General features: G+C 69.9%; 7 protein-coding genes. 5 read left to right on the top strand and 2 right to left on the bottom strand.

The features are described from left to right. Window positions 1-2 precede the first annotated feature (2 nt). Entirely contained in the window at window positions 3-1118 is a 1116-nt protein-coding gene (locus FK529_RS13750) for an agmatine deiminase family protein (protein WP_146562106.1), read from the bottom strand. A gap of 471 nt (window positions 1119-1589) precedes the next feature. Between FK529_RS13750 and FK529_RS13745 the strand changes: the two genes are divergently transcribed. The 5 genes from FK529_RS13745 to FK529_RS13725 all read left to right on the top strand — a co-directional run bounded on the left by FK529_RS13745 (window position 1590) and on the right by FK529_RS13725 (window position 12927). Then, on the top strand, window positions 1590-2570 hold the full coding sequence (locus FK529_RS13745) for a TIGR03621 family F420-dependent LLM class oxidoreductase (protein ID WP_146562103.1): 981 nt from the start codon (window positions 1590-1592) through the stop codon (window positions 2568-2570). Between the two features lie 225 nt (window positions 2571-2795). Next, a complete protein-coding gene (gene fadD32, locus FK529_RS13740) occupies window positions 2796-4706 on the top strand; it encodes a long-chain-fatty-acid--AMP ligase FadD32 (protein ID WP_146562099.1) in 1911 nt (636 codons plus the stop codon). A gap of 105 nt (window positions 4707-4811) precedes the next feature. Then, window positions 4812-9974 (top strand): polyketide synthase Pks13, encoded by a 5163-nt coding sequence (gene pks13 / locus FK529_RS13735; RefSeq protein WP_146562096.1) that lies wholly within the window; start codon window positions 4812-4814, stop codon window positions 9972-9974. Window positions 9975-9993: 19 nt separating this feature from the next. Next, a complete protein-coding gene (locus tag FK529_RS13730; protein ID WP_231703082.1) occupies window positions 9994-11577 on the top strand; it encodes an acyl-CoA carboxylase subunit beta in 1584 nt (527 codons plus the stop codon). Next, a complete protein-coding gene (locus FK529_RS13725; protein WP_231703081.1) occupies window positions 11578-12927 on the top strand; it encodes an FAD-binding oxidoreductase in 1350 nt (449 codons plus the stop codon). A 24-nt stretch (window positions 12928-12951) separates the two neighbouring features. On the opposite strand, the gene FK529_RS13720 is transcribed toward FK529_RS13725, so the two are convergent. Further along, a partial coding sequence (locus tag FK529_RS13720) for an integrase core domain-containing protein (RefSeq protein ID WP_146562094.1) occupies window positions 12952-13083 on the bottom strand: 132 nt, incomplete at its 5' end.

Here is a 13083-nt window from a genome sequence, read left to right as displayed (position 1 = left end):
GCTCATCGGGCCGGTTGCTGCTGGGTGGCGCAGTGGATCCCGCCGCCGCCCGCAGCGACCGGGTCGATGTCGAGCTGAACCACCTCGCGGCCGGGAAACAGCCGCTGCAGCGTCGCGCGCGCCGCGCCGTCGGTGTCCGTATCGCCGAACTGCGGGCAGATCACGGCGCCGTTGCACAGGTAGAAGTTGATGTAGCCCGCGGCGAAGTCGTCGTCGATCGCGTGCCGCTCGCGGACCGTCGACGGCGCGCGCAGCGCCTCCACCTGTAGTTTCCGACCCTTCGCGTCGGTGGCGCCGCGGAGGATCTCCAGGTGACGTCTCGTGACATCGTGGTCGAAGGAGTCGGGGTCGTCGTCCTGGGCGGCCACCACCACCCCGGGCGAAGTGAACCGCGCGTAGAAATCGGTGTGCCCGTCGGTGATGTCCTTGCCCTTGATGCCGGGCAGCCAGATCACCTTGTCGATTCCCAGGAGATCGCTCAGCTCCGCCTCCACCTGCTGCTTCGTCCAACCGGGGTTCCGGTTGTCGTTGAGCACGCAGCTTTCGGTGATGATCGCGGTGCCCTCGCCGTCGACCTCCAGCGCGCCGCCCTCGATCACCAGGTCCGTCCCCACAGCCTCGGCTCTCACCTGCGCGGTGACGAAGCCGGCGACCTTCGCGTCGGCGTCGTGGATCTGCTTGTTCCCCCAGCCGTTGAAGTTGAAGTCGACGCCCGCGAGGCCCTGTTCGCCGGTGACGAACGTCGGGCCGGTGTCGCGGATCCACAGATCGTCGAGTTCTGCGGGCACCAGGGTGACGCCGGTTGCGGCGCCGAGCAGCGCGCGGGCGCCGTCCAGCTGGTCGGGTCGCACCAGCATCGAGACGGGCTCGAAGCGGCCGATCGTCGTCGCGATGAGCATGAGCGTCCGCTGCACGTCGGGCAGCAGGGTGCGCCCCCACACGTCCTCGCGCGCGGCCAGCGCCATCCACGTGCGCTCGTGGCGGTCGCCCTCGTCGGGCATGCGCCACCGTCGTCCGCCCCGGTCCACGGGCGACCTCTCCGCCGGCGGGTTCGACGGTGCGCCGCACGCCGCCAGTAGCGCCGCCCCCGCCGCCACTAGGAAGTTCCGTCGCTGCACCGCGCCACCTCTTTCGGCGAGCCGGTCTCTCCAGCCGCCCGCCCATTGTCGCCGGTCGCGGCGTTGGGTGGGGGATCGGGCGGTGAGCGGGGGAGGACAGGCCTCGCGGTGGCGTCTGGTGGGGGATTCGGCGGCGAGTGGGGGACGTTCGGGCCCCCGCGAAACGCCGGGCGTGCGGTGGGGGAGAGCCGGCGTCTGGTGGGGGATTCGGCGGCGAGTGGGGGACGTTCGGTCCCCCACCTGTGGAGCGGCGTCTGGTGGGGGACCGAACGCCGCGGTGGGGAATCGGCGCCGAGCGGGGGACGACGGCGCCGAGGCCGGCACAGGGGAACCCGGCGGCGGACTTCCCCCGGCTGGTCGCGCGCTGGTCACCGGCACCGGGAATCACAGGGCGGCCGAGGCACCGTCGGGCAACCGTTAGGCTGAGCGCAACGTTTCACGACCCGCACCGTCGACCAGGAGTACCCACACGTGACCACTGAGCCCCGCAAGTTCCGGTTCGCGGCCGGCGGCGCCGGCAACGCCGACGAGGGCGGCGCGCGCAAGTTCGTCAAGCTCGCGCAGGAGGCCGAGGAGCTGGGGTTCGACACCTTCGCCATCCCGGACCGGCTGGACGCGCAAGTGGGACCGCTGGCCGCGCTGGGGGCGCTGGCCGTGAGCACGGAGAAGATCCGCCTGGCGACGTCGATGCTCGCGATGCCCTTCCGGCACCCGGCGGTGCTGGCGAAGGAGCTCACCACCATCGACGTGCTGTCCAAGGGGCGCCTCGAGGTCGGCCTGGGCCTCGGCGCCTTCAAGGAGGACTTCGACCAGGCGGGCATCGAGTTCGAGTCGCCCGACCGCCGCTTCCAGCGCCTCGACGAGGGCCTGACGGTGCTCGACGCGCTGCTCCGCGGCCAGGAGGCCGAGTTCGAGGGCGAGGTCTTCCGGGTCTCCGAGCTCAAGGGCTACCCGCGGCCGCGGCAGGGTCCGCGCCCGCCGATCGCGATCGGCGCCGGCGCCCGGCGCACGCTGGAGCTGGCCGCGCGCCGCGCCGACGTGGTCTCGATCAACCCCCGCAGCTCCTCCGAGGGCAAGCTCAAGATCTCCGACATGTCGATGGACGCCGTGAAGAACAAGGTCGAGATCGTGAAGGCCGCCGCGGGCGAGCGCTTCGCCGACCTCGAGCTCTCCTGGTCGATCGCCACCATCGTCATCACCGACGACCGCGAGCAGGTCGCCGACTTCGCGCTCAAAGCCATCGAGCGCGGCCTCTCGGCGAGCATCGAGATCGACAAGGAGGTGACGATCGACGACGTCCTCGGCTCGCCCTACCTCGCCATCGGTACGTTCGACGAGATCGCCGACCAGGTGCGCGCCACCCGCGCCGCGACGGGCATGTCCTACGTCGGCGTGATCCCCACCCAGATGGAGGCGTTCGCGCCCGTCCTGGAGCAGCTCAAGGGCGAGTGAGTCCCGTCGTGGCCCGACCTCTGGGTTTTCGTCCTGCTCGACGAGGCGCGGTATGATAACCGGGTTTGCGGATTTTCACAGCGTGCGACCGCCCCGAGCGGGTAGACATGTTGCGGATGTCAAGCACTATGAGGTGGCGCACAGGCCCGCAACGGGACGTGACCGCCACGCGATGTACCACTGTATGACCGTCCGCCGCCGGGCGACGGTTACAAGGAGCGATGCATGAACAACGAGTTTGACCAGTTTCTGGACGAGGACGGCAACATCTTCTTCCGCCCAGGAACCACACTGGTCGACTTCGTCGAGCGCAACGCACGAGAGCGCGCCGACACCCTCGCGTACCGCTTCATCGACTACAGCCGCGAGCGCGACGGCGTCGTCCATGAGCTGACCTGGTCGCAGTTCGGCGCCCGCCTGCGCGCCATCGGCGCCCGGCTGCAGCACATCACCAAGCGCGAGGACCGCGTCGCGATCCTAGCCCCGCAGGGGCTCGATTACGTGACCGCGTTCTTCGGCGCCCTCTACGCCGGCAACATCGCCGTGCCGCTGTTCAGCCCGGACGAGCCGGGCCACACGGACCGCCTGCGCATCGTCCTCGAGGACTGCAAGCCGACGGCGATCCTCACCTCGTCGGGCTCCGCCGAGGCCTGCCGCAACTTCTTCCGCCACCTCCCGGCGAAGGAGCGCCCGCGGATCATCGCCGTGGACGCCATCCCCGACTCGGTCGGCTCGACGCTCAAGCCCTTCCCGATCTACCGCGACACCATCGCGTACCTGCAGTACACCTCCGGCTCCACCCGGAACCCGGCCGGCGTGCAGATCACCTACGAGGCCGTCGGCACGAACGTGATCCAGATGATCCACGCGCTGGACCTCAACGACAACTCCCGCGGCGTCACCTGGCTGCCGATGTTCCACGACATGGGCCTGCTCACGGTGATCCTCCCCGCGCTCGGCGGCAAGTTCATCACCATCATGAGCCCGTCGGCGTTCGTGCGCCGCCCCGGCCGCTGGATCAACGAGCTGGCCGCCGTGGAGGACGGCGCGGAGACCTTCGCCGCCGCCCCGAACTTCGCCTACGAGCACGCCGCCGCCCGCGGCCTGCCCAAGGAGGGCGAGACCCTCGACCTGTCGAACGTCAAGGGCCTGATCAACGGCTCCGAGCCGGTCACCGTCTCGTCGATGAAGAAGTTCAACGAGGCCTTCGCCCCCTACGGCCTCTCGCCGAAGACGATCAAGCCCTGCTTCGGCATGGCCGAGGCCACGCTGTTCGTGAGCTCGACGCCCGTCGAGAACGAGGCCCGCGTGGTCTACGTCGACCGCGATCAGCTGGCGGCCGGCACGTTCGTCGTCTCCGAGGAGGGTGCCGAGGGCGCGGTCCCGCAGGTCTCCTGCGGCACCGTGGCGCTGAGCCAGTGGGCCTGCATCGTCGACCCGGAGACCGGCAAGGAGGTGCCCGACGATTCCGTGGGCGAGGTCTGGCTCCACGGCATGAACATCGGCTCGGGTTACTGGCAGCGCGACGAGGAGTCCCGCGACACCTTCCAGAACTATCTGACCCCGCTCTCCGAGGGCAGCCACTCCGAGGGCGTCAAGAACCTCGAGCGGGCGAAGTGGATGCGCACCGGCGACTTCGGCGTCTACCACGACGGCGAGCTGTACATCACCGGCCGCGTCAAGGACCTGGTGATCGTGGACGGCCGCAACCACTACCCGCAGGACCTCGAGTTCACGGCGCAGGAGTCCAATACCAAGTACATCCGTACGGGCTACGTCGCGGCGTTCTCGGTGCCGGCCAACGAGCTGCCGGCGGCCGTCTTCGAGTCCACCACGTCGGGCCTGACCTTCGACGCGGACGACCAGAGCGAGCAGCTGGTCATCGTGGCCGAACTCGGCGCCGGTGGCGCCAAGCAGGACCAGCAGGCCCTCGCCGACGGGATCCGTTCGGCCGTGGGCGCCGCCCACGGCGTGCTGGCCCGCGACGTCCTGCTGGTGCCCGGCGGATCGCTGCCCCGCACCAGCTCGGGCAAGATCGCCCGTCGTGCGGGCCGCGCCGCCTACATCGACGGCACGCTCCGCGGCGGCTACACGCAGACGGCGTTCCCGGACGCCGACGCGAACAACGTCCAGTAGTGCCGGCAACCCGCTGCGCTGGGCATCACCCGGCGCACGGGAGCACAACAACTTCATCACCCGCGACTGGGTAATCCACGGTCTCGACGCGAAGGGTAGATACACATGGCTGAGAACGAGTACACCCCCCATGAAGGCCCGACCGGCAAGGCCCGCGAGGATCTGAGCCTCGAGGAACTGCGCGCGTGGATGCGGCAGTGGATCGCCGATGCGACCAAGCAGCCGCTCGAGAACATCACCGACGACAAGTCGCTCGACGAATTCGGCCTGGGTTCGCGCGACGCGGTCTCGATGGCCAGTGACATCGAGGACTTCACCGGCGTGCAGTTGACGGCCACCGTCGCCTTCCAGCACCCGACGATCGCCCTGCTCAGCCAGCGCATCATCGACGGTGACCCGGTGGTCTCGGACGACGACCTCGCGGCCGAGGCGGCGCAGTACGACCGCGGCGAGGACTTCGAGGCGGCCCGCGGCACGCACGACGTGGCCGTCGTCGGCCTGGCGACCCGCTTCCCCAAGGCGGGCGAGACCCCGGAGTCGACGTGGGAGTTCCTCATCGGGAACGGCGACGCCACCACCGATCTGCCCGAGGACCGCTGGCTCGAGTTCAAGCAGGACCCGCGCCTGAAGGCCGTGCTCGACGAGGCCAACGTCCGCGGCGGCTACCTCGACGACGTGGCCTCCTTCGACGCCGAGTTCTTCCAGATGACCCCGCGCGAGGTCGAGATGGTGGACCCGCAGCAGCGGCTCGCGCTCGAGCTCACGTGGGAGGCACTGGAGCAGGCCAACATCCCCGCCAGCTCCGTCAAGGGCACCCGCACCGGCGTGTGGCTGGGCAGCTCGGCCAACGACTACCAGATGCTGGCCGTCGCCGACCCGACGAAGGCGAACCCGTACGCGCTGATCGGCACGTCGACCTCCATCGTCGCCAACCGGGTCTCGTACTTCTACGACTTCCACGGCCCGTCGGTCGCGGTCGACACGGCGTGCTCGTCGTCGCTCGTCGCGATCCACCAGGCCGTCCGGAGCCTGCGTGCCGGCGAGACCGACATGGCCGTCGCCGGCGGCGTGAACATGCTCATCGTGCCCGCCGCGACGCTGGGCTTCGACAGCCTCGGCGCGCAGGCACCCGACGGTAAGATCAAGGCCTTCAGCTCCGACGCCAACGGCATGATCCGCGCCGAGGGCGGCGGCGTGGTGCTGCTCAAGCGCCTCGCCGACGCCGAGCGCGACGGCGACGACATCCTCGGCGTCATCGCCGGGTCCGCGGTGACCTCGGACGGCAAGTCCAACGGCATCTTCGCGCCGAACCCGGAGGCGCAGGTGACGAACCTGCGCGACGCCTACATCGACGCCGGCATCGACCCGCGCACCGTCGACTACCTCGAGGCGCACGGCACCGGCACGATCCTGGGCGACCCGCTCGAGGCCGACGCCATCGGCCGCGTCCTCGGCCGCGGCCGCGAGGCGGAGAAGCCGCTACTCCTCGGCTCGGCGAAGACCAATTTCGGCCACCTGGAGGCCGCCGCGGGCATCGCCGGGGTCGCGAAGGTGCTGCTCGCCATGCGGCACGGGCAGATCCCCGCGTCGCTGAACTTCGCGGGCCCCAACCCGTACATCCAGTTCGAGGCGAACCGCCTGCTCATGGCGACGCGGAACACGGAGTGGCCCAAGTACTCCGGCAGCCGCCTCGCGGGCGTCACCGGCAACGGCTTCGGTGGCACCAATGCGCACGTCGTGATCAAGGAGTACGTCGCTCCCGAGATCGTGGAAGGCGCTGTGGGCGCCTCTGATTCCGACGACGCCCCCGCGAACGCTGTGCCCGAGTTCTACGCAGCCACCGCCGACGGGGCCGCGGTCCCGCTGGTGCTCAGCGCCTACGTCCCGTCGCGCCGACGGGCCGCCGCCGCCGAGCTGGTCGCGTGGCTCGAAAGCGACGAGGCGAAGGAGTACACGCTCGCCGAGATCGGCCGCACGCTCGCGAGCCGCAACCACGGCCGCGTCCGCTCCGTCGTCATGGCGAAGGACCTGGACGAGGCGATCAAGGGCTTCCGCGCCATCGCCGAGGGCAAGAACGCCCCGAACGTGATCTCCGCCAACCAGCCCGACGCGGCCGGCGCGGCGTTCATCTTCTCCGGCTTCGGTAGCCATCACCGCAAGATGGCCAAGCAGCTCTACCTCGAGAACCCCGTCTTCAAGCACTACTTCGACGAGGTCAATGAGCTCATCATCGACGAGTCGGGTGACGACTACGCCGACATGATCACGGACGACGAGCAGACCTTCCACATCGAGACCGGCCAGGTGGGCATCTTCGCCATCCAGGTCGCCCTGGTCGGCCTGTTCCGCCACCACGGCATCGAACCCGGTGTGGTGCTGCCCCATTCGATGGGCGAGGCCACTGCGGCGTGGGTCACCGGCGGCCTCTCGCTGGAGGACGCGGTGCGCGTGATCTGCAACCGCTCGCGCCTCATGGGCGAGGGCGAGGCGATGCTGCCCGAGGAGATGGAGCGCTTCATGGCGCTCGTCGAGTACAGCGCCGACGACATCGATACCGTGCTCGGCGAGTACGAGGGCCTGGAGATCTGCGTCTACGCGGCGCCCACCCACACCGTGCTCGGCGGCCCCGGCAAGGTGATCGACAAGATCGTCGAGGAGACCGAGGCCAAGGGCCTCATGGCGCGCAAGCTCGTGACCCGCGGCGCCTCCCATACATCGCAGATGGACCCGCTGCTCGGCGAGCTGCAGGCCGAGCTCATGGGCATCGAGCCGCATCCGCTGCGGTACCCCATGTACTCCACCGTGAACAAGGAGGAGTTCTACAAGGCGGGCCACGCGCCGGTGCACGACGTGGACTACTGGATCAAGGGCCTGCGCCACAGCGTGTGGTTCACCCAGGCCGTGGAGAAGGCCGTCGAAGCCGGATACCGCACCTTCATCGAGTTCTCCCCGAACCCGATCACGCTGATCTCCGTCGCCGCGGTCACCTTCGGTTCCGGCATCCAGGACGCCGCTCTGGTGCAGACGCTCAAGCGGAAGGAGGACGAGCCGGGCACCGTCATGACCGCCCTGGCCACCGTCTTCGCGCGCGGCCACCACGTGGACGTCGCGTCGCTGTTCGGCCCCGGCCGGTACGCGCCGGTGCCGCGGACGAAGTTCCAGCGCAAGCACATCTGGATCCAGACCAAGCTGCCCGACGGCGGCTCGGGCGTGGTCCCCGGCAGCCACGTCGCGCTGCCCGACGGCCGGCACGTCTGGCAGCTCGACGCCGGCGCGCTCACTCTGGGCGACCAGACGAAGGTCTCGCTGGTCGACCTCGCCAAGCATGCGGCGGTGCAGGTGCTCGACGGTGCCGCGGTCACCGCGGCTGTCGAGCACGGCGAGCCCAGGGACGGGCTCACCCTCACCACGACCCTGACCCCGCACCCCGGCGGCGCGTCGATCCAGGTGCACGAGAACCTCGGCGCCGGGAGCGGGGCGAATGGTGCTGCTGCGGGGCGCTTCCGTCTCCTGCTGGACGCCGTCGTCGTGGGCGGCGAGGCCTCCGGCACCGCCGCGGCGCCGCTCATCACCAAGGCCGCCGCACCCGCCGTGGACGAGCTCTCCGGGTCCGAGGCTGATCTGGACGGGCTCGACGCCGAGCCCGCGATCACCGTCTCCGAGGAGACCGCTGCCCCCGCTCCCGAGGGCAGCGGCGAGCGCTGGTCGCCGGACACGGGCGAGACGGTGGAACACCGCCTGGGCCTGATCATCTCGGAGATCATGGGCTTCGAGATCGAGGACCTGCCCAAGGAGATTCCGCTCATCGATCTGGGCATGGACTCGCTCATCGCGATGCGCATCAAGAACCGCGCCGAGTACGAGTTCGACATCCCGCCGATCCAGATCCAGGCGGTGCGCGACGCCTCCTTCAACGACGTCGTGCAGTTCGTCGAGTACGCGGTCGAGCACCGTGACCAGGTGGATGCTCTCGCCGAGCACCAGTCCGGCAGTGGCGAGCTCGCCGACGCCGGCCAGCTGGCCGAGATGATGAAGGCCGCCAAGGCGGAGGCCGCTGCGAAGGCCGAAGCCCCTGCGCCCGCTCCTGAGGCGCCCGTTGCTGAGGCCGCGCCCGCGGCACCGTCGGACGAGAAGACCGAGACCCCCGACCTGCTCGACGGTGCGGCCGTCGCGGAAGCCATCGGCGACGGCGTGCCCCCGCGCGACGCCGCGGAGCGCCTGACCTTCGCCACGTACGCGATCGTCGTGGGTAAGTCGCCCGGCGGCGTCTTCAATGAGCTGGACGTGCTCGCCGAGGACGTGGCGGAGAAGCTCACCGCGCGCCTTTCGGAGCGTGCCGGCGGCGAGATCGACATCGAGGACGTCATCGACTCGAAGAACATCGAGGAGATGGCGACCTACGTCGGCGCCGTCATGAACGAGGCGACCCCGGTCGAGGGCTTCGTCCGCACGCTCCGTAAGCCGGAGAACCCGGACCGCCCGCCGCTCTTCCTCTTCCACCCCGCGGGCGGGAACACCACCGCCTACGAGGCGCTGCTGCGCAAGCTGCCGGAGGACCTGCCGGTCTACGGTTTCGAGCGCGTCGAGGGCGAGATCGAGGAGCGGGTCGCCGAGTACCTGCCCAGGCTCAAGGAGATCCAGCCGGAGGGGCCGTACCGGCTCGCGGGCTGGAGCCTCGGTGGCGCCTTCGCCTACGGCGTGGCGCGCGCGCTCGAGGACGAGGGCAAGGACGTCGCGTTCGTCGGCCTGCTCGACGTGGTGGCGCCGAAGGTCCCGCTCACCGACGAGCCCGACGAGAAGAAGGCCCGCCTGGAGCGCTGGGAGAAGTTCGCGCGCAAGAACTACGACATCGGCGACGAGATCGAGCTGCCCATGGACCGCCTCAACGCGGCCGACGACGAGGGCCAGTTCCGGATCATCATGGAGCTGGTGCAGCTGTCCGACAAGAAGATCCCGACGTCCATGATCGAGCACCAGCGCACGTCCTTCGTGGACAACCGCATGCTGATCAAGGTGAACCCGGCCGACTACGGGAAGTTTGGCAGCACGGTCACGCTGTACCGCGCGGACCGCATGCACGACGGTGCCGTCGAGCTGGAGCCGAACTTCGCCGACATCGCGCCGGACGGCGGCTGGGGTCCCGTCGTCGAGGACCTGCGGATCGTCAAGATCGGCGGCGACCACCTGCAGATCATCGACGAGCCGTACATCGGCAAGATCGCGGCGCACATGGCGGACGAGCTGAACCGGGCCGACGGCGGCCGGTGAGCTCCGGGCAGGGGATAGGGTGGCAGACGTGACGGACGTATCGGATGGGGTCGGCACCGCCGACCTGAGCACCACCGCCGGCAAGCTCGAGGATCTGTACCGCCGCCTCGAGGCGGCCAAGGATCCCGGCAGCGAGCGGGCGCGGGCCCGGCGCGACGCGAAGGGCCTGCCCAGCGCGCGCGCCCGCATGCACATGCTGTTCGACGCGGGCACCTTCGTCGAGCTGGATCAGCTCGCGAAGTCGCCCGGCGACGACAAGATCAAGGACGGCGTGGTCATCGGGTACGGCCTGGTCAACGGCCGGAAGGTCGCGGCCTTCAGCCACGACCAGACCGTGGGCGCGGGCACCGTCGGCGAGATGTTCGGCCGGAAGATGGTCAAGCTGTACGACTTCGCGGCGGCCGCCGGCCTGCCCGTGGTCGGTATCAACGACTCGGGCGGCGCCCGGATCCAGGACGCGGCCACGTCGATCGCCTGGTACGCCGAGCTCGGACGGCACCAGGACGGCCTGTGCGGCCAGGTCCCGCAGATCTCCATGATCCTCGGCACCTGCGTGGGCGGCGCGGTCTACGCGCCGGCCAACACCGACGTCCTCATCGGCGTGCAGGACAACACCTACATGTTCGTCACCGGCCCCGAGGTGATCCGCCCGACCACGGGTGAGACCACCTCCGCGGAGGACCTGGGCGGCGCGGTCAAGCAGGCCCAGTGGGGCAACCTGCACCACGTCGCGGTCGACGAGGCGGCGGCGTTCGACTGGGTCAAGCGCTACCTCGGGTTCATGCCGGACTCGAGTCACCAGCGCGCGCCGCTGGTCAACCCGGGCCTGGAGCCGGAGATCACCGACTCCGACCTCTCGCTCGAGTCGATCATCCCGGACGCCGACACCGCCGGTTACGACATCCACGACGTGATCCTGCGGGTGTTCGACGACGGTGACTTCCTCGAGTACGCCGAGCTGTGGGCGCCGAACATCGTGACCGGCTTCGCCCGGGTCGACGGTCAGCCCGTCGGCGTCGTCGCCAACCAGCCGATGCACATGGCCGGCACCCTGGACACGCAGGCCTCGGAGAAGGCGGCGCGGTTCGTGCGCCTGTGCAACGCCTTCAACATCCCGCTCGTGTTCCTCGTCGACGTGCCCGGCATCCTGCCCGGCGTCGAGGAGGAGAAGATCGGCACCATCCGCCGGTCGGGCAAGTTCATCTTCAGCTACGTCGAGGCGGCCGTCCCCAAGGTCACCATCATCCTGCGCAAGTCCTACGGCGGCGCGTGGGCCGTGATGGGCTCCAAGCAGCTGGGTGCCGACTTCGTCTTCGCGTGGCCGACGGCGCGCCTGGCCGTGATGGGCGCCGAGGGCGCCGCCGCGATCATCAAGCGCCGCGAGATCGAGGAGGCCGGCGAGAACGGCCCGGCGATCCGGCAGGCCTTCATCGACTTCTACAACCAGTTCATGGCGACGCCGTGGCTGGCGGCGGAGCGCGGCTACATCGACGGCGTGATCGAGCCGAAGGAGACCCGGCTGCTGATCCGCAAGTCGATCGCGCAGCTGCGCGACAAGGAGCTGCAGCGCGTGCCGCGCCGCACCTACCTCATGCCGATGTAAGTGGCGTCTCTGGAGGGCTTTCCGCAGCTCACCGGGTCGGTGCTCACCGATCCGGACGTGATGGCGGCCTACGCCGTCGACCACTGCTCGCCGGTGCACGGCGCCGTGCCGCTCGCGGTGGTGCTCGCCGAGACCACCGAGGACGTCGCCGCGGCGGCGGCCTGGTGCTACGCCAACGACGTGGTCATCGTGCCGCGCGGCGCGGGCAGCGGCCTCGCCGGCGGCGCGAGCGCCATCGAGGGCTGCGTGATCATCGCGCTGTCGAAGATGAACGCGATGCTCGAGATCAATGTCGCCGATCAGTACGCCCGCGCGGAGGCCGGGGTGCTGAACGCCGACCTCGATCGCGCGGTCCGCGAGCACGGGCTGATGTACCCGCCGGATCCGTCGTCGTACGAGATCTGCTCCATCGGCGGCAACGTCGCCACCAACGCGGGCGGCCTGCGCTGCGTCATGTACGGCGTCACCCGCGAGTACGTGCTCGGGCTGACGGTCGTGCTACCCGACGGCCGGATCATCCGGACGGGGCGGCGCACCGTCAAGGGCGTCACCGGCTACGACCTGACCCAGCTGTTGGTCGGCAGCGAGGGCACGCTCGGCATCGTCACCGAGGTCACCGTCAAACTCCGCCCCGCGCCGGTGATCCCGCCGACGACCGTCGCCGCGTCCTTCCCGGACGTGGTCAGCGCCGCGGCCGCCGTCGCCGCAGTGGTCGGCACGGGCGTCGTACCCGCGTTGATGGAGCTCATGGACCGCCGCACGCTGGAATGCGTCGAGGCGCTGCGCCCCTTCGGGCTCGAGGACGAGACGCGGGCGATGCTCATCGGCCAGGGCGCGACGCCCGCCGATGCCGCGGTGCTGGCGCGCGAGTTCGAGGCCGCCGGGGCGCACTACACCGTGGTCTCCGAGGATCCCGTCGAGGCCGCCGAGCTGCTCGCCGTGCGCCGCGCCGCGTTCCACGCCTACGAGCACGCGGGCAACATCTTCTCCGAGGACGTGGGCGTGCCCCGCTCGAAGCTGCCGGAGATGTTCGCCCGCATCGAGGAGATCTCCGCGAAGTATCACGTCGACATCCCCACGTGCGCGCACGCGGGCGACGGCAATCTGCACCCCACGCTGATCTATCCGAAGGATCAGCGGGAGGTGCCCCAGGCCATCTGGGACGCCGCCGACGAGGTCTTCCAGGCGGCACTGTCGCTGGGCGGCACGCTCACGGGCGAGCACGGCGTCGGGGTTCTCAAGGCCCGCTGGGTCGGCGAGGAACTCTCCGAGGACGTCCTCGACCTGCACCGCGGCATCAAAGCCGTCTGGGACCCGAAGAACCTCCTCAACCCCGGCCGCGGCTTCTAGCGCTCGCTGCGCTCGTGCCGCTCCCTAGCTGTGATGTCCAGGGAGGTTGGTCAGCCTGGTGATGGGTGGGCGGCCTCCGATGGCGGAGTGGGGTCGGTGGTGATTGTAGAAGTGCAGCCATCCGGGTAGTTCGTTTCGGCGTTCGGTTTCGGATTG

Source organism: Tsukamurella asaccharolytica (genome assembly GCF_007858435.1).
Classification (GTDB): Bacteria; Actinomycetota; Actinomycetes; order Mycobacteriales; family Mycobacteriaceae; genus Tsukamurella; species Tsukamurella asaccharolytica.
Note: the sequence above shows the minus strand (reverse complement) of the source record. Positions and strands in the feature narration are given on the sequence as shown.